Below are 17,419 nucleotides of genomic sequence, written 5' to 3'. Positions count from 1 at the left end.
CACGTGCCAAGCCCTGGGTCTGGGGCAGACCACCACCACCGACCCGCCAACTCCGACGCCGATTTGTATACCGCCTTTAAGGAATCCAGCACTAGGTCCGGACCAGGGCCCAGGCCCTGCCGGAAGTCCCCCGGCGAGTCGCCCCGGTGGCCGTCCCCCACTTCGGAGGGGGGCGGCCACCGTCGTCGTTCCCGCGGCCGGCGCCGACTCCGACACCGCCGCCGGGCGAACCGCCGAAACCCCCGGACCCGCCGCCGCCCAGGTCAACTGCCCTGCCCCGCAAGGCCTGCCATGCCCACGACCGACAACTGGTACAGACCTATTGCCAGTTGCCGGTCGGCTCTTTACTCTCGGGGAGCACAGGATCCTCCGCGGCACCCCGACGGCCCGAGGTCTCCCGCTCCGCGCCACCCCACGGCCGGAGCGCTCGCACGCTGCTCCACGCACCTGACACCTCCCCACAGGTAACGGGGCGACCCGGCATGCCCGGAGGCCCCAGGACAGGAGCCACACCCATGCGCAGACGTCGGATCAAGCTGCCGCTGCTGGCGGCCGGGACCCTGCTCGTCCCCCTGCTCGCCGTCACCCTGCCCACCACCGCCGCCCACGCCGCGGGCTCCGCCACCGCGGCCCTCACCAAGGGCAGCGACTGGGGCAGCGGCTACGAGGGCAGCTACACCATCACCAACGGCTCCAGCGCCCCGGTCAACGGCTGGACCCTGGAGTTCGACCTGCCGTCCGGCAACACGATCGCCTCGCTGTGGAACGCGGGCTACACCACCGCGGCCTCGCACGTCACGGTCAAGAACCCCGGCTGGGCCGCCACCCTGCCGCCCGGCGGCACGTACAACTTCGGCTTCAACATCGCCTACTCCGGCACCTACAAGCCGCTGGCCAACTGCAAGTTGAACGGGCAGCCGTGTGACGGCACCGGCGGGGACCAGACCGCGCCGAGCGTGCCGGGCGGCCTCCAGGCCGGCAGCACCACCCAGACCACGGTCGACCTGTCCTGGACGGCGAGCACCGACAACGTCGGGGTCACCGGCTACGACGTGTACCAGGGCACCACCAAGGTGGCCACCACGGACGGCTCCGCCACCGGCGTCACCGTCCAGGGCCTGACCGCCGGCACCGCCTACCAGTTCACCGTCCAGGCCTTCGACGCCGCGGGCAACCGCTCGGCCGCCGCCGGCCCGGTCAGCGCCACCACCAAGCCGCCGGTCGACCCGGACAAGCAGGCCCCGAGCACCCCCGGCACCCCGGTCGTCACCGGCTCGGACGCCAACAGCATCTCGCTGACGTGGGGGGCCAGCACCGACAACGTCGGCGTCACCGCCTACGACGTCTACAACGGCACCGCGGTCGCCGCGACCGTCACCGGCCCGTCCGCCACCGTGGGCAACCTGGCGCCGGACACCTCGTACACCTTCACCGTCAAGGCCCGCGACGCGGCCGGCAACGTCTCCGCGGCCTCGAACGCGGTGACCGGCAAGACCCAGCCCGGCGGGACCAACCCCGGCGCGCTGAAGATCGGCTACTTCACCCAGTGGAGCATCTACGCCCGCGGCTACAGCGTGAAGCAGCTCGACACCTCGGGCTCGGCCGGCCGCCTCACCACGCTCAACTACGCCTTCGCCAACATCCACCCGACCACCAAGCAGTGCTTCATCACCAACAAGGCGGCCGGGCCGGACAACGACCCGAACGCGGGTGACGGCGCCGGTGACGCGTGGGCCGACTTCGGCAAGGGCTGGGACGCGGGCAGCTCGGTGGCCGGCACCACCGACACCTGGGACCAGAAGCTGGCCGGCAACTTCAACCAGCTGAAGCAGCTCAAGGCCAAGTACCCCAACCTCAAGATCCAGATCTCGCTGGGCGGTTGGTCCTACAGCAAGTGGTTCTCCGACGCGGCCGCCACCGACGCCTCCCGCAAGGCGCTGGTCAGCTCCTGCATCGACATGTACATCAAGGGCAACCTGCCGGTCATCGACGGACGCGGCGGCGCGGGCAGCGCGGCCGGCATCTTCGACGGCATCGACCTCGACTGGGAGTGGCCGGCCTCCGGCGGGCACGACGGGAACATCTTCCGGCCCACCGACAAGGCCAACTACACCCTGCTGGCCCAGGAGTTCCGCCGCCAGCTGGACGCGCTCGGCACCACCACCAGCAAGCACTACACGCTGAGCGCCTTCCTCCCGGCCGACCCGGCGAAGATCACCGCGGGCATCGACATCCCCGGCCTGTTCGGCGCCTTCGACTTCGCCACCATCCAGGGCTACGACTACCACGGCGGCTGGGAGATGAGCACCAACCAGCAGTCCGCCATCAAGCTGGCGGCCGGTGACCCGAGCACCCCGGACCGGCAGTTCAGCTCGGAGATCGCGATCGGCGCGTACGTCAACGGCGGCGCCCCGAAGAGCAAGCTGACCCTGGGCATCCCGTTCTACGGACGCGGCTGGACCGGGGTGCCGCGCGGCACCACCAACGGCCTGTTCCAGTCCGCCACGGGCCCCGGCCCGGGCACCTACGAGGCCGGCTTCGAGGACTACAAGAAGCTCAAGCAGATGGCCACCGGCGGTGGTTACACCATCTACCGGGACCCGGTGGCCGGCCACTCCTACATCTACAACGGGACCGTCTTCTACACCTACGACGACCCGACCGAGATCGCCCGCAAGACCTCCTGGATCAAGTCCCAGGGGCTGGCCGGCGCGATGGTCTGGGCCTTCGACGGCGACACCCCCAACGGCGAGCTGATGGCCGCCGTGGACAACGGCCTGAAGTAGCCCGACGGCCCGAAGCAGCCCGACCCGTCACAACCGGACCCGCCTGGCCCGTCGTGCGCTCACCGCGCGCGGCGGGCCAGGTGCACGACGTCCGGCACCCCGCGGGCCACCGGGATCTCGCGCGTGACCACGTCCGCGAAGCCCGCCGCCCGCAGCGCCTCCTCGAAGGCCGGGGACGGCTGCGCGCTCCAGACCGCCAGCACCCCGCCCGGCAGCAGCCGGTGCCAGATCCCGGCCAGCCCGTCCGTGCCGTACAGACCGGCGTTGGCGTCGGTGACCGTCCAGTCCGGGCCGTTGTCGATGTCCAGGCACAGCACGTGGTAGCGCTCGCCGTCCGCCGCCGCCAGGTAGTCCAGCAGGTCGGTGTGGAGCACCGCCACCCGCTCGTCCTCCAGCGCGCCCGCCGAGAAGGCACCCAGCGGACCGCTGCGGTGCCACTCGATGATCGCGCCCTCGCGCTCGACGACCGCGATCCGCCCCCAGCGCGGCTCGGCCGCCGCGTAGGCCAGCGAGAAGCCGACCCCGAGGCCGCCGATCAGCACCGCCGGCCGCTGCTGGCCGGGGTCGAGCTCGTCCAGCGCGGCCTGGACCAGCAGCCGCTCCGAGCGCCCGTCGGCGGTGTCCATCAGGAAGCAGCCGTTCGCGATGATCTCGAAGTGCCGCCCGCGCCTGCGCAGCGCCACCTCGCCGTACGGGCCCTCCCGCCGGTCGAGCGTGACGACGGCGTCCAGGCCGTCCCGTTCGGGCAGTGCGGTGGCCATTCGGTCATCCTCGGAGGGCTCGGGTACGGACTGACCCGCCCGACAATAGCGGAGCCCGCACCCGCCCCGGTCGGGTCCGGCGCCCGCCCCGGTCAGGTGGTGAGCAGCACCCCGGCGTACGAGACGCCCGCGACCACCACCCAGGAGCCGAGCCCCAGCAGGGCGATCCGCCCACCGGTGCGCAGCAGGGTGGGCAGGTGGACGGCGCTGCCGAGGCCGAACAGCGCGGCCGCCAGCAGCAGCTCCTGGGCGTCCCCGGCCAGGGTGAGCGTTCCGTCCGGCAGCAGCCCGGTGGAGCGCAGCGCGATCATCCCCAGGAAGCCGGCCACGAACAGCGGGACGATCGGCGGTCGCTTGCCGGCCGTGGCCTGCTCCCCCGACTTCCGCGCCCGCCGCCGCATCGCGACGGCCACCCCGGCGACCAGCGGCGCGAGCAGCACCACCCGCATCAGCTTGACCAGCACCGCCTCGCGCAGCGCGCCCGCCCCGCCGGTCTGCGCGGTGGCGACCACCTGTCCGACGTCGTGGACGCTGGCGCCGACCCAGCGCCCGAACTCGGCCTCGCCGAGTCCGAGCGGCTGCTGGAGCAGCGGCAGTACGGCGATGGCGAGGGTTCCGCAGAGGGTGACCAGGGCGACGGAGGCGGCGACGTCCTCCTCCTCGCTGCCGGCGGCCTGGCTGACCGCGCCGATCGCCGAGGCCCCGCAGATCGAGTACCCGGTGGCGACCAGCAGCGGCTGGTCGCCGGGCAGGCCGAGCCGGCGGCCGAGCCAGCAGGTCCCGGCGAAGGTGGCGGCGACGACCGCGAGCACCATGAGGACGGTGGCCCAGCCGAGGCCGAGCACGTCGTCCAGGCCGAGTTTGAGGCCGAGCAGCACGATGCCGATCCGCATCAGCCGCCGCCCGGCGGTGGACAGACCGGGCCGGGCGACGCCGCGGACCACCGGGCGCAGCCCGGGCAGGTGGGCGGCGGCGATGCCGAGCACCACGGCGGCGGTCAGCTTGGGCACGGCCGGGACGGCCTGGTGGACGGCGACCGCGGCGGCCACGCCGAGCGCGGCGAGCAGCAGGCCGGGGGCGTCCCCGCCGAGCGGGGGCAGCAGGCGGGTGCGGGTGCGCCGCTCCCGGATGGTCAGTGCCACGCCGCGCTCAGCGCTGCTCGTCGGCGGGCAGCCGGTAGACCCGGCGGATGCTGGTGCCGAGCCGGGCGACGTCCGCGCCGTAGACGTGGATGGAGATGGCGGTGGAGCTGCAGGCGTTGCGTACCAGGTGGATGTCGCCGGGCGGGGCGAAGGCGGCGACGCTGCCGGCCGGGCCGACCACGTGCTCGGTCTCGACGAGGTGGGCGGTGCGCCCGTCGGAGACCAGCCGGTAGCGGGTCTCGCTCTCCTGGCCCTGGTGGACGCCGGCCACGCACCAGGAGACGTGGTCGTGGATCGGGGTCTGCTGGCCGGGCAGCCAGACCAGCGCGACGACGGAGAAGCCGCCGTCATCCTCGGCGTGCAGGACGTGCTGGCGGTAGCGGTCCGGGTCACCCTCGCGCTGCGCGGCGGTGAGCAGTCCGGGATCGCCCAGGTGCGGGGCGAGGCGCTCGCCGACCAGGTAGGCGGTGAGTTCCGGAGGCAGGCCGCGGTCCACGACCGCGCGGATCTCGCCGACCAGGGCGGTCATACGCTCGGTGAGCCGGTCGCTGCCGACCGTGGCTGAGGGTGTCATGGCAGCAGGTTCGACCCGGCGGACCTATCACGTCCAACGAGGGTTCTTTCGCGATCCCCAAAATCCAGCTTATGAATCGCCGGGCCCCACCGGCCGGATCCCGCCCGGGGCCCGACCCGCGGACCGGATCCGAAGAGCCTGCGAGCAGGCCCGCCGGCCGGCCCCAGCGGGGTGTCCGAGCGGGACGGCCGGGCGTCAGCAGCCCACCCGCGCGGCCGCCGCCGACCGCAGGTGGTCCAGCACCAGCGCGGTGGCCGGGATCCGGCGGTGCTCCCGCAGCACGTAGGCGCTGACCTGGCGGCGCAGGTGCGGTTCGACGGCCCGGCCGGTGACCTTGCGGTGGCACATGAAGGAGAGCACCAGCGCGGGCATCAGTGCGATGCCGACCCCGGCGGCGACCAGGCTCTGCACGGCGAGGTTGTCGTCGGTGGAGAAGACGATGTCGGGCGCGAACCCCTCCTCCGCGCAGACGTGCAGCAGGTTGGCGCGGCAGCGCGGGCAGCCGGCGATCCACCGCTCGCCGTCCAGGTCGGCCAGCCGGACGGCGTGCCGCCGGCCCAACGGGTGCCCGACCGGCAGCAGGACGGTGAGCAGGTCCTCCATCAGCGGGATCTCGTCCAGGCCGTCCGGCGGCTCGGCGGGCGCGCCGGGGTAGCGGAAGGCCAGCGCGATGTCGCACTCGCCGCGCAGCAGCCGCTGGAGGGAGTCCGGCGGTTCGGCCTCCAGCAGTTCGACCCGGACCCCGGGGTGCTCGGCGAGCAGCCGGGCCATCGCCTCGGGGATCAGGGTGGCGTTGGCGCTGGGGAAGGCGCAGACCCGGACCCGGCCGGCGCGCAGCCGGGCCAGCGAGGCGAGCTGCTGCTGGGCGGCGGAGAGGCTGCCGAGGATCACCTCGGCGTGCCGGGAGAGCGCCTCGCCGGCCTCGGTGAGCCGCAGTCCGCGCCCGGCCCGGGTGAACAGCGGTACGCCGACGGACCGTTCCAGGGCCTTCATCTGCTGGGTGATGGCCGGCTGGGTGTAGCCGAGCTCGCGGGCGGCCGCCGAGTAGGAGCCGGCCCGCACGACCTCGTGGAAGGTCCTGATGTGCCGTGAGTCGAACACCGGCTCCACTGACCCTCCGACCACCCGTCTGCTTGCCCCCGTTCGGGGTAATCATAAGCAGATTTTGGAGGTCTCGGAGATAACCCCGGCAGCACCTATGGTTTACCCGCGAACCGTCCGCCCCATCACTGCCGGGGAGTCGGTGGCAGGCCCATCGACACCTCGGCCCGGGCCACCGGCGCCCCGCCGCGCATGCTCGGGCTGCGCCGGCTGCGGCGCTCGACCCAGCGGGCCAGCCAGGAGAGCAACAGGCACATCCCGATGTAGATCGGGGTGATCACCAGCACCACCGGGATGAACGGCAGGTCGTAGTCCAGGTTGGTGGCGATCAGCTTGCCGGCGTGCAGGAACTCCTCGTAGGTGATCAGGAACCCCAGCGAGGTGTCCTTGAGGGCCACCACCAGCTGGCTGATGATGGCCGGCAGCATCGCCCGGTTGGCCTGCGGCACGAGCACGTAGGCCATCACCTGCGTCTTGCGCATGCCGAGCGCGAACGCCGCCTCCTTCTGTCCCTTGGGCACCGCCAGCACGCCCGCCCGGAACACCTCGGCCAGCACCGATCCGTTGTAGAGCACCAGCCCGGCCACCAGCGCCCAGAGCGGCTCCACCTTGAGCGCGACGAAGATGAAGAAGATCATCACCAGCAGCGGCATCGCCCGGAAGAACTCCACCACCAGCGTGGAGAGCCAGCGCACCACCCGGTGGTCGGAGAGCCGCCCGGCCGCGAACAGCGCACCGAACGGCAGCGCGAACAGCACCGTCCAGCCGAAGGCCTTCAGCGTGTTCCCGAGACCGCGCAGCAGCAGCTCCTGGACGCCCTTGTACTCGAAGGGCGTCCACTTCTCGGCGGTGAACTGGTCGGTGTGGAAGAGCATGTAGACGATCCACCCGACCAGCCCGAGGATGGCCACCAGCGCGATCGCGCCGTACAGCCGGTGCCGGGCGAGCGCCCTGGGCCCCGGGATGTCGTAGAGCGCCGAGGATTCCGCCGTCATCGCGACACCGCCAGTCGTCGTTCCAGCAGGGTGAACACGGCACTGACGGCCAGGGTGATGATCAGGTAGCCGACGGCGATCCAGACGAAGGTCCAGACGATGCCGTAGCCGAGCTCGTTGATGGTCCGGTAGGAGCCGAGCAGCTCGGTCACGCTGAAGGAGCCCGCGATCGCGGTGTTCTTGGCCAGCGCGATCATGACGCTGCCGATCGGCGCGACCACCGACCGGTAGGCCTGCGGCAGCACCACCAGGCCCATCGTCTGGCCGAAGGTCATGCCCAGGCTGCGGGCCGCCTCCCCCTGCCCGACGGGCACGGTGTTGACGCCCGACCGCATCGCCTCGCAGACGAACGCCGAGGTGTAGCAGCCGAGCGCGAGCACCGCGAAGGTGAAGAACGGCAGCGTGATGTCGAACCGCGGCAGGCCCAGCACCACGATGAAGAACAGCAGGGTCAGCGGGGTGTTGCGCAGCAGCGTCACCCAGGCGGTGCCGAACACCCGCAGCGGCTTCACCGGCGAGACCCGGAAGCTCGCGATCAGCACTCCGAGCGCCAGCGACAGCACGGCGCTCACCAGGAACAGCGAGAGCGTCCCGAGGAAGCCGTGCCAGTAGGTCGACCAGTTGTCGGTCAGCGTCTTCACAGCGCGGCTCCTCTCAGTACCGGTCGATCGGCGGCGGGGTGGGCGCGGGCACCCCGGAGAGGCCGAGGGTGGCGTCGTACGCCTTCCTCCAGTCGCCGTTCTCCTCGTGGTGCGCGAGCGCGTCGTTCAGCGCGCCGCGCAGCACGGTGTCGTTCTTCGGCGTGCCGATCCCGTACGGCTCCTGGGAGAACAGCGGGCCGACCACCTTGAGCTCGTCCGGCACCTTGGCCGCGTAGCCCATCAGGATGGTGTTGTCGGTGGTGACGGCGTCCACCTGGGCGGTGATCAGGTTGTCCACGCAGGCCGAGTAGGTGTCGTAGGTGACCAGCCTGGCCTTCGGGTACTGCTTCTCGATCCGCTGGGCCGGCGTGGAGCCCGCCGCCGAGCAGACCTTCCTGCCGTCCAGGTCCTCGGGACCGTGGATGGTGTCGTCGTTCCTGCGCACCAGCAGCGACTGGCCCGCCAGGTAGTACGGCCCGGCGAAGCCGACCAGCTTCTTTCGGTTGTCGTTGATGGTGTACGTGCCCACGTAGTAGTCGACCTGGCCGTTCTGCAGGGCGGTCTCGCGGTTGGCCGAGGCGATCGTCTTGAACTCGATCCGGTCGGGCGCGAACCCCAGGTCGGCGCCGACCATCTTGGCGATCTCGATGTCGAAGCCGGAGTACTGGCCGGTGGCCGGGTTCTTCTGCCCGAGGTAGGGCTGGTCCTCCTTGGCGCCGACCACCAGGTGGCCGCGGCTGCGCGCGGCGTCCAGGGTGGGCGAGCCGGTGATCTCCGCGCCGCTCCGCACCTGGTAGCTGGGCAGGGCGCTGGGCTGCGGCCCCTTGGGCGGCGGGGTGCCGTCCTTGCCGCAGCCGGCGAGCAGCACCACCAGGAGCGCGGCGGTCGTGATCCTCTTCACGGCGGCCTCAGTGCTTCAGGATCTTGGACAGGAAGTCCCGGGCGCGCTCGCTCTCGGGGGCGCCGAAGAAGTCCTCGGGGGCGCGGTCCTCGACGATCCGCCCGTCGGCCATGAAGACCACCCGGTTCGCGGAGGCGCGGGCGAACCCCATCTCGTGGGTGACCACCACCATCGTCATGCCCTCGTGCGCGAGCTGGCGCATCACGTCCAGGACCTCGTTGATCATCTCGGGGTCGAGGGCCGAGGTCGGCTCGTCGAAGAGCAGCGCCTTCGGCTCCATCGCCAGCGCCCGCGCGATCGCCACGCGCTGCTGCTGGCCGCCGGAGAGCTGGGCCGGGTACTTGTCGGCCTGCGAGGCGAGCCCCACCCGGTCCAGCAGCGCACGGGACTTGGCGTCCGCCTCCGCCCTGGACCGGCCGCGGACCTTGATCTGCGCCAGCGAGACGTTCTGCAGCACGGTCTTGTGCGCGAACAGGTTGAACGACTGGAAGACCATCCCGACGTCCGCCCGCAGACCGGCCAGCCCCTTGCCCTCCTCGGGCAGCGGGCGGCCGTCGATCACGATGGTGCCGGCCTCGATCGGCTCCAGGCGGTTGATCGCCCGGCAGAGGGTGGACTTGCCGGAGCCGGAGGGCCCGATCACCACGACCACCTCGCCGCGGCCGATCGTCAGCTCGATGTCCTGCAGCACGTGCAGGTCGCCGAAGTGCTTGTTGACGCCGCGCAGCTCGATCAGCGGGGTGAAGGCGGACATCTCGGCGCCGGACCGGGCGACAGGGGCGGTCACTTCCCGCGCCGGCCCTTCAGCAGCCAGCCCAGGGCACCCCCGGCGACCAGGGTGGCCAGCAGCGCGATCCAGAGCGGCGCGGTCACGGTGAACACCCAGAACTGGATCTTCACCTTGTCGAGGTTGGCGAACAGGAACCACACAGCGAGGACGACGATGACGCCGATCCCGATGTACCGGGTGGGGATTCCCCCGATCTCGCTGCGCTTCGAACCGGACGAGCCGTCTGAAATCTTGGTCACACGCGCAGTCTGCGGGCCTGTCGGCCGTTGTGTCCGGTTACGCGCCCGGGAGTAACCCGCACGGGGCAATACGGCCCCGCACGGGTTTCCCGCGCGGGGCCGTGGGCCCCGGCTACCGCTCGTCCCGCCAGGAGCGCCAGAGCGCCGCGTACGGGCCGCCGGCCGCCACCAGCTCGGGGTGGCTGCCGTACTCGCTGATCCGCCCGCCCTCGACCACGGCGATCACGTCCGCGTCGTGCGCGGTGTGCAGCCGGTGCGCGATGGCGATCACCGTGCGGCCCTCCAGCACCCGGGAGAGCGAGCGCTCCAGGTGCCGGGCGGCCCGCGGGTCCAGCAGCGAGGTGGCCTCGTCCAGGACCAGGGTGTGCGGGTCGGCCAGCACCAGCCGGGCCAGCGCCAGCTGCTGCGCCTGCGGCGGGGTCAGCACGGCGCCGCCCGAGCCGACCTCGGTGTCCAGGCCCTGTGCCAGCGCGTCCACCCACTCGCCGGCGTCCACCGCGTCCAGCGCGCTGCGCAGCTCGGTGTCGTCCGCGTCCGGCGCGGCCAGCCGCAGGTTGTCCCGCAGGGTGCCGACGAAGACGTGGTGCTCCTGGTTGACCAGCGCCACCTGCGCCCGGACCCGCTCGGCCGGCATCCGCGACAGCGCCGCCCCGCCCAGCGTGACGGTACCCCGGCCGGGCGCGTAGATCCCGGCCAGCAGTCGGCCGAGGGTGGACTTGCCCGCGCCCGACGGCCCGACCAGCGCGACCCGGCTGCCCGGGGCGACGTCCAGGCTGATGCCGTGCAGGACGTCCGAGCCCTCCCGGTAGCCGAACCGGACATCCTTGGCCTCGACCTGGCGCCCCTTCGGGTGCATGTCCAGGTCGCTCTCCTGCTCGGGCACCTCCCGCACCCCCACCAGCCGGGCCAGCGAGGCCTGGCCGATCTGCAGCTCGTCGTACCACCGCAGGATCAGGTCGACCGGACCGGTGAGCGCCTGGGCGTACAGCACGCCGGTGGTCAGCTCGCCGACGGTGATCCAGCCGCGGAGGGTGAACAGCCCGCCGATCACCAGGGTGCCGAGCACCGCCAGGGTGTAGGCCACGTCGATGGTCGGGAACCAGACCGAGCGCAGCCAGAGCGTGTAGCGCTCCCAGGCGAGCCACTCGGCGAGCTTGCGGTCGGTCAGCCGGATCCGGTCGTCGCCCAGCCGCAGCGTCTCGACCGTCCGCCCGGCGTCCACCGTCTCCGCCAGCACGGTGTTCACCGCGGCGTAGCCGGCCGACTCGTTCCGGTAGGACTGCGGGGCGCGCCGGAAGTACCAGCGGGAGCTGGCCAGCAGCAGCGGCAGCCCGATCACCGAGGTGAGCGCGAGCAGCGGCGAGGTGACCACCAGGGCGCCCAGCACCAGCAGCAGCGAGACCACCGCGACGGCCAGCTCCGGCACCGCCTCGCGGACGGACTTGTCGAGCCGGTCGATGTCGGTGGTGCCCCGGGAGACCAGGTCCCCGGTGCCGGCCCGCTCCAGCACGCCGGGCGGCAGGGCGACCGAGCGGACCAGGAAGTCCTCCCGCAGGTCGGCGAGCACCCGCTCGCCGAGGACGCTGCCGCGCAGCCGGGACCACCAGGTGAAGGCGGACTGCACCAGCAGCGCCAGCACGTACCAGCCGACGGCGACCGCGATGGTGCTCTCCGCGGTGTCCGTGGCCAGCGACTGGACCAGGGTGCCGAGCACCCACGGCCCGACCAGCCCGGCCACGGTGGCCACCGAGTGCAGCGCCACCACCGAGGAGAAGCCGGACCGGTGGCGCCGGGCCAGCAACCGCAGGTAGGCGCGCACGGCGGCCGGGGAGCCGACCGGCAGGGTGGTGGCCGGCCCCTGCTCCTGATGGACGGGGGGCTTCATGACGTACTCCTCGACGGTCCGGTCCGGTGTGCGGTCCTGCGGTTCACACGCCCTCCCCGACCGGGGCGGGCTCCTCGTCGCGGGTGACCACGGCGCGGTAGCGGGGCTCGGTGCGCATCAGCTCCCGGTGGACGCCGGTCGCGGCGACCCGGCCGTCCTGGACGAGCACCACCCGGTCGGCCTGGTCGAGCAGCAGCGGGCTGGTCGCGAAGACCACGGTGGTGCGCCCCTCGCGGCTCTTGCGCAGCCCGGCCGCGATCCGGGACTCGGTGTGGGCGTCGACCGCGCTGGTCGGCTCGTCCAGGACGAGCACCGGCGGGTCGGCCAGCAGCGAGCGGGCCAGCGCCAGCCGCTGGCGCTGGCCGCCGGAGAGCGAGCGGCCGCGCTCGGTGATCCGCGCCTGCATGGCGTCCCCCGCGCAGTCGGGCGAGCCGTCCACCAGGGCCTCCAGCACGTCCTCGGCACGGGCGGCGGCCAGCGCGACGGCGGGCTCGACCCGGCCGGAGGCCGGGATGTCCAGCAGCTCGGCCAGGGTGCCGGAGAGCAGCACCGGCTCCTTGTCGTGGACCAGTACCGCGGCGCGGGCCTCGGCCAGCGGGACGGTGTCCAGCTCGATGCCGCCGAGCCGGGCGGAGGGCTGCGCCGACTCGCCCTCGGCCAGCGGGACGTGCCCGCCGAGCCGCTCGGCGAGCGCGCCGGCGTAGTCCGGATCCCCGCAGACCACGGCCGTCAGCCGGCCGGCGCGGGCGGTCAGCCCGCTGGCCGGGTCGTGGAGGTCGCCCTGCCCTGGCCGGCTCAGCGCGGCCTCGGCGGTGCCGTCGGTCCGGTTGAGCGAGAGCACCCGGGCGGCCCGCCCGGCGGAGACCCGGGCGACGCTCCAGGCGTGCGCGGCCTCGCCGAGGATGCGCAGCGGCGCGGCCAGGAACGCGGTGGAGCCGTAGACCGCGACCAGGGTGCCGATGCCGATCCGCCCGGTGGCCGCCAGGTGCGCGCCGTACCAGGTGACACCGACCACGAAAAGTCCCGGCAGCAGCACCTGCTGGGCCTGCATCAGCGACCAGAGCCGGGCCGAGCGGACGGCGGCGGCCCGGACCTTCTGGGAGGCGGCCCGGTAGCGGTCGAGGAACAGCTCCTCGCCGCCGATGCCGCGCAGCACCCGCAGCCCGGCCACGGTGTCGGCGGCCAGCTCGGTGGCCTTGCCGCCGAGCGCGCGCTGCTCCGAGTAGCGCCTCTCGAACGGCCCGAGCAGCGGCCAGACGGCGGCGGCGAGCACCGGGACGCCGAGCAGCACGGCGAGGCCGAGCAGCGGCTGGGTCACCAGGACGGCGCAGCTGACCGCCAGCCAGACCAGCACCGCGGCGCGGACCCGGGCGACCAGCTCGACGTACCAGCCGATCTTCTCGACGTCCCCGCTGCCGACGGCGACGATCTCACCGGTGGCGATCCGGCGGGAGAGTCCGGCGCCGAGCCGGGAGGCCTGGCGGGCCACCAGCTGGCGCACCTGGGTGGCGGCGGTGATCCAGTTCCACACCGCCTGGCGGTGCAGCAGCACGCTGCCGACGGCGGAGACCACGGCGAGGGCCAGCGCGGCGGCGCCGGCCGACCAGATGCCGGCGCCGTCCCCGTCGACGGCGGCCTGGACGCCTCGGCCCAGCGGTACCGGCAGGGCCGCCTGGCCGCCCATCTCCAGCAGCGCCCAGCAGGTGGAGAGCACCTGGCCGCGCCGTTGGCTGCGCTGCAGCCAGCGCAGGAAGGCGAGCGGTGAGGAGAGGTCGGGGCTGCCGGGGTCGGCCAGCGGCAGGGTCTTGAGCGGCATGACGCTCCGTTGCAGGGTGGTACGGACGGGTGGCGCGAGCACGCGCCGGGCACGCTCGGGCCCGGGTCTCGGGCACGGCGGCGCGGCGTCGGGTGGTGTCGGGGCGACGCGCCACGGGCGTGGTGGCGCGAGCGCGGGGCATGGGCGCGGCGGGCGGCCGGTGTGGTCACGGCCGCTCCGGCGGGGTGCGGGTCAGGAGGTCATGGCAGCGAGCCTGCCAACCCCGGTGTGACCTGCGCAACAGGTTTTACCGGCCCGCACGCCCCCCCGCACGCCCCTCCCCGCGCGGTATCCCGCCCCGGACCAGCGCCGCACCCCGGAGCGGCGCTCCCCCGCCCCCGGGAGGGGGTCTCGCCCCTCCGCACACCCGTACGGGTCCGCGGAGAATCCCGGTCCGGCCGGGAACAAAATCCGGGCCGCCACCGGTTGGCTCCATGAGAACTCCCTTAACAAGCACGCATCTGAACGATCGAGCCGCGACCGGGCGTACGACCGGCCGACGGGCGCGACGACGACCGGCCGACGACGAGCAAGCCATCTGGACGAGCAGACGAGCAGGAGGGCACCCGTGAGCAGGACCCCCGGCGCCACCCGGGCCACCGGCGCGCCGCTCCCCGGGCGCGGCTGCGGCGTGCGGCCGGCCCCGGGCCCCCAGGGCCCCGCTCACCACCGCCCGCACCCGCCCCGGGGCCGCGTCAACACCGAAGGCCGCCTTCCCGCTGACGGGTCGACGGCCTTCGGTATGTTGGCGAATCGTTTTGGCTGGCGCTCGAAAGACGGAGCCTACAGCCGGCCCGCCTTGGCAATCAGCGCCAAGGCCTGCTCGTGTTCCTCCTCCTCCAACGGAGCCAGCAACAGCCGCTGGACCTGGGCCACACCCGCGGCCGAGCGGTGCAGCAGGTCCTGGCCCGCCGGCGAGAGCGACAGCAGGTTGCGCCGCCCGTCCGAGGGGTCGCGCCGGCGCTGCACCAGGCCGCGGCGGACGAGACGGCTGACCATCTCGGCCATCGTCGCCTTGTCCAGCGAGGCGAGCTCGCCCACCGTGCGCTGATCGGCGCCCGGCTCCAGTTCGAGCGCGTCGAGCACCGCGTACTGCGGCGCCGTCAGCTCCGAACCGACGTGCTCCGACCAGAGCTTGGTGTGAACCTGCTGGCTCACCCTGATCAGGTAGCCGATCGCCCGCTGGGCGTCCAGCATCGGTCGCGCGTCGGTGAGGACGGCGACCGCGGCGGGCTCCAACCTGGCTATCTTGGCCATCACGCGGACGATTTCCAGCTGCTCCTCCGCCGTGAGCGGCTCGAAGAGCGTGCGCTGCACGCGGACCACTCCGCCGGTGGCCTCGCGCACCGCTTGGGCGCCACTCTGCGAAAGAGCGAGCAGCTTGCGCCGGCCGTCGGCCGGATCGCGCCTTCGCAGCACCAGGCCGCGGCGGACCAGCCGCGCGACCATCTCGGCCATCGTGGCCTTGTCCAGCGAGGCGCGCTCGCCGACCGTCCGCTGGTCAGCACCCGGTTCCAGGGCGAGGACCAGCAGTACGGCGAACTGCGGAGCCGTGAGATCGGCTCCGACGTGTTCGGACCACAGACGGGTGTGAACCTGCTGTGCAACGCGGATGAGGTGTCCGGGCGACTGCTGCAGTCGCGCAGACACGCGGGTCGTCGGGATCTCCCCCAGCACCATGTATCCGTCCCGATGTCACACCCGGTGTGTGTGGGACACCCGGGTGGGGCAGTAACGGCGAGTGGGCGTCCCGCTATGAGGGAGGGCGCTCCAGCCGTGCAGCCGGTGGCTGCTGGCGGACACTATACAAACGGCAGGCCCTCGCTGGCAGGCAGGGGCGGATAGTAGACGCAGGTTCGGCAACATTGGCATATTTACGCGCCGTGCCACACCGGCGGTAACCCGTTCGCAGGAGAAAGCCGACCGGTCGGTCCTTACCCACGGTCACCTGCGACTCTCTGCTCTGGCCGCGAACCCTACTGGCCGGTAGGGTATGGCACCCTCAGCGGTCCACCCTCCGAGAGAGACGAGAGCGAGCATGACCGAGCAGAGCACCGCCCCGAAGGTCGCGGTCGTCACCGGCGCCGCCCGTGGTATCGGCGCCGCCACCGCCCTGCGCCTCGCCGCCGACGGCTACGCGGTCGCCGTGGTCGACCTGGACGAGGCCGCCGGCAAGGACACCGTCGACCGGATCACCGCGGCCGGCGGCCGGGCCCTCGCGGTCGGCGCCGACGTCTCCGACGCCGGACAGGTCCAGGCGGCCGTGGACCGGATCGCGGCCGAACTCGGCGCCCCGGTCGTCCTGGTCAACAACGCGGGCGTACTGCGCGACAACCTGCTCTTCAAGATGTCCGAGTCCGACTGGGACACGGTCATGAACGTTCACCTCCGCGGCGCCTTCCTGATGACCCGCGCGGTCCAGAAGCACATGGTGGACGCCGGCTTCGGCCGGGTGGTCAACCTCTCCTCCTCCTCCGCCCAGGGCAATCGCGGCCAGGCCAACTACTCCGCCGCCAAGGCCGGTCTGCAGGGCTTCACCAAGACCCTCGCCATCGAGCTGGGCAAGTTCGGCATCACCGCCAACGCCGTCGCCCCGGGCTTCATCGCCACCGACATGACGGCCGCCACCGCCGCCCGGGTCGGCATGGAGTTCGAGGACTTCAAGCTCGCCGCCGCCTCGCAGATCCCGGTGCAGCGGGTCGGGGTCCCCGAGGACATCGCGCACACCATCTCCTTCCTGGCCAGCGAGGGCGCCGGCTTCGTGTCCGGCCAGGTCATCTACGTCGCCGGCGGCCCGCTCGACTGACCGACCGAGCTACCCAGGGTTACCACGGAGTGGGAAGCCGGCCCGGCCGGACTCCCACTCCGTCCGCTTTCCCGACCCCACTGAACCTCTTTTCGAAAACTGCCAGAAAATTCGATCGGAGAATACCGGGAAACCGGCCCTGACCAGCCGACTTTCGATCGCGATAACGCTTTCCCCGACACATTGGAATTCCCCCGGAACAGCGCCGCCGCGGTGGGTAGGGTCACCACCGTGCAAGCGCCGAGTGAACTTCCGGAGAACCTGAACACCCGCCGCGAACGGTCGGCTCGGTGAAGCTGGAGCCGCTGGTGACGGCCACCGAGGACCGGATCGCCCGCAGCCGCCGCGCGCCCCACCCGCCGTACCGCGACACCCCGCACCCTCCCGGCCGCCCCATACCCGCCCCCGCCGACCGCGGCGCTCTCACCCCTCCCAGCTGCGCTGCACCACCCCGTCGCGCACGGCGAGGTTGAGCCGGCCCTCCCGGTAGTCCATGGTCATCGCCGCCCCGGGCGGGAGCACCCGCACCGAGGCCCAGCCGTGCCGGCGGGCCAGCTCCTCGGCCCGCTCCACCCGAAGCCCCGCGTAGCCCTCGGCGTCGGCGTCCGTCATCGCCCCTCCCCTGGTCGCCCGGACGTACGCTGGAATGGTAGACCGCACCGGACGGGCGGGAGGTGAACACCCGTGCGCACCACCACACCGAGGCGCTGGCGCAGCGGCACCGAGCCCACCACCGCCCGCAGCGATCTGAAGCTCCGCTATCTGCTGTCGCTCACCTTCACGCCGCTGTTCGCGATCGCCACCGCGGCCTTCGCGATCTGGGCCGCCGCCGCCCCCGAGAACGGCGCCCCCAGCCGGGGCACGCTGACCGGTTTCGCCGTGGCCTGCGGGATTCTCACCCTGTTCGCCGTGGTCGATCTCGCGGTCGTCATCCGCCGCCGCCGGACCGAGCTCTGACGCGGTGTCTCCCACGGAGTGGGAA

At 72.7% G+C, this 17,419-nt stretch carries 16 protein-coding genes; 3 read left to right on the top strand and 13 right to left on the bottom strand.

Annotated features, from left to right (window positions below):
* The first annotated feature begins 515 nt into the window (after positions 1 to 515).
* A complete protein-coding gene (locus ACFVVX_RS17160) occupies positions 516 to 2,786 on the top strand; it encodes a glycoside hydrolase family 18 chitinase (RefSeq protein ID WP_387946193.1) in 2,271 nt (756 codons plus the stop codon).
* 59 nt (positions 2,787 to 2,845) lie between these two features.
* On the opposite strand, the gene ACFVVX_RS17155 is transcribed toward ACFVVX_RS17160, so the two are convergent.
* The 12 genes from ACFVVX_RS17155 to ACFVVX_RS17100 form a co-directional block, all read right to left on the bottom strand.
* On the bottom strand, positions 2,846 to 3,547 hold the full coding sequence (locus tag ACFVVX_RS17155) for a spermidine synthase (RefSeq protein ID WP_387946191.1): 702 nt from the start codon (positions 3,545 to 3,547) through the stop codon (positions 2,846 to 2,848).
* Positions 3,548 to 3,639: 92 nt separating this feature from the next.
* Positions 3,640 to 4,683 carry a YeiH family protein gene (locus ACFVVX_RS17150; protein ID WP_387946223.1) on the bottom strand — a complete coding sequence of 348 codons (1,044 nt, stop codon included), beginning with the start codon at positions 4,681 to 4,683 and terminating at the stop codon, positions 3,640 to 3,642.
* Positions 4,684 to 4,696: 13 nt separating this feature from the next.
* A complete protein-coding gene (locus ACFVVX_RS17145) occupies positions 4,697 to 5,263 on the bottom strand; it encodes a cysteine dioxygenase (protein ID WP_387946189.1) in 567 nt (188 codons plus the stop codon).
* A gap of 195 nt (positions 5,264 to 5,458) precedes the next feature.
* Complete coding sequence (locus ACFVVX_RS17140) at positions 5,459 to 6,364, bottom strand: LysR family transcriptional regulator (RefSeq protein ID WP_387946187.1); 906 nt, start codon at positions 6,362 to 6,364, stop codon at positions 5,459 to 5,461.
* 125 nt (positions 6,365 to 6,489) lie between these two features.
* Entirely contained in the window at positions 6,490 to 7,359 is an 870-nt protein-coding gene (locus ACFVVX_RS17135) for an amino acid ABC transporter permease (RefSeq protein WP_387946185.1), read from the bottom strand.
* The gene (locus ACFVVX_RS17130; RefSeq protein ID WP_387946183.1) at positions 7,356 to 8,000 is read right to left on the bottom strand and encodes an amino acid ABC transporter permease; all 645 of its coding nucleotides are present in this window, start codon (positions 7,998 to 8,000) and stop codon (positions 7,356 to 7,358) included. The genes ACFVVX_RS17135 and ACFVVX_RS17130 overlap by 4 nt, the downstream gene beginning before the upstream one ends.
* A 13-nt stretch (positions 8,001 to 8,013) precedes the next feature.
* Positions 8,014 to 8,901, bottom strand: coding sequence for a glutamate ABC transporter substrate-binding protein (locus ACFVVX_RS17125; RefSeq protein WP_387946181.1), 888 nt, complete (start codon positions 8,899 to 8,901; stop codon positions 8,014 to 8,016).
* A 7-nt stretch (positions 8,902 to 8,908) separates the two neighbouring features.
* Positions 8,909 to 9,655: an amino acid ABC transporter ATP-binding protein gene (locus ACFVVX_RS17120; protein WP_387946221.1), complete on the bottom strand. Its 747-nt coding sequence runs from the start codon at positions 9,653 to 9,655 to the stop codon at positions 8,909 to 8,911.
* Between the two features lie 29 nt (positions 9,656 to 9,684).
* Positions 9,685 to 9,930: a LapA family protein gene (locus ACFVVX_RS17115; RefSeq protein ID WP_387946179.1), complete on the bottom strand. Its 246-nt coding sequence runs from the start codon at positions 9,928 to 9,930 to the stop codon at positions 9,685 to 9,687.
* 112 nt (positions 9,931 to 10,042) lie between these two features.
* On the bottom strand, positions 10,043 to 11,815 hold the full coding sequence (locus tag ACFVVX_RS17110; RefSeq protein ID WP_387946177.1) for an ABC transporter ATP-binding protein: 1,773 nt from the start codon (positions 11,813 to 11,815) through the stop codon (positions 10,043 to 10,045).
* 43 nt (positions 11,816 to 11,858) lie between these two features.
* The gene (locus tag ACFVVX_RS17105) at positions 11,859 to 13,631 is read right to left on the bottom strand and encodes an ABC transporter transmembrane domain-containing protein (RefSeq protein WP_387946175.1); all 1,773 of its coding nucleotides are present in this window, start codon (positions 13,629 to 13,631) and stop codon (positions 11,859 to 11,861) included.
* Between the two features lie 783 nt (positions 13,632 to 14,414).
* The gene (locus ACFVVX_RS17100; protein WP_387946173.1) at positions 14,415 to 15,311 is read right to left on the bottom strand and encodes a MarR family winged helix-turn-helix transcriptional regulator; all 897 of its coding nucleotides are present in this window, start codon (positions 15,309 to 15,311) and stop codon (positions 14,415 to 14,417) included.
* A 358-nt stretch (positions 15,312 to 15,669) separates the two neighbouring features.
* Here ACFVVX_RS17100 and fabG point away from each other — a divergent pair, with 358 nt between their 5' ends.
* On the top strand, positions 15,670 to 16,437 hold the full coding sequence (fabG, locus tag ACFVVX_RS17095) for a 3-oxoacyl-ACP reductase FabG (RefSeq protein ID WP_387946171.1): 768 nt from the start codon (positions 15,670 to 15,672) through the stop codon (positions 16,435 to 16,437).
* A 423-nt stretch (positions 16,438 to 16,860) separates the two neighbouring features.
* Here the strand turns inward: fabG and ACFVVX_RS17090 are convergent, their stop codons facing one another.
* The gene (locus ACFVVX_RS17090; RefSeq protein ID WP_387946169.1) at positions 16,861 to 17,049 is read right to left on the bottom strand and encodes an I78 family peptidase inhibitor; all 189 of its coding nucleotides are present in this window, start codon (positions 17,047 to 17,049) and stop codon (positions 16,861 to 16,863) included.
* 72 nt (positions 17,050 to 17,121) lie between these two features.
* Between ACFVVX_RS17090 and ACFVVX_RS17085 the strand changes: the two genes are divergently transcribed.
* Positions 17,122 to 17,394: a DUF6343 family protein gene (locus ACFVVX_RS17085; protein WP_387946167.1), complete on the top strand. Its 273-nt coding sequence runs from the start codon at positions 17,122 to 17,124 to the stop codon at positions 17,392 to 17,394.
* Positions 17,395 to 17,419: the final 25 nt, after the last annotated feature.

It is taken from the genome of Kitasatospora sp. NPDC058170 (assembly GCF_042883905.1).
GTDB lineage: Bacteria > Actinomycetota > Actinomycetes > Streptomycetales > Streptomycetaceae > Kitasatospora.
This window is presented reverse-complemented; position numbering and strand designations above follow the sequence as displayed.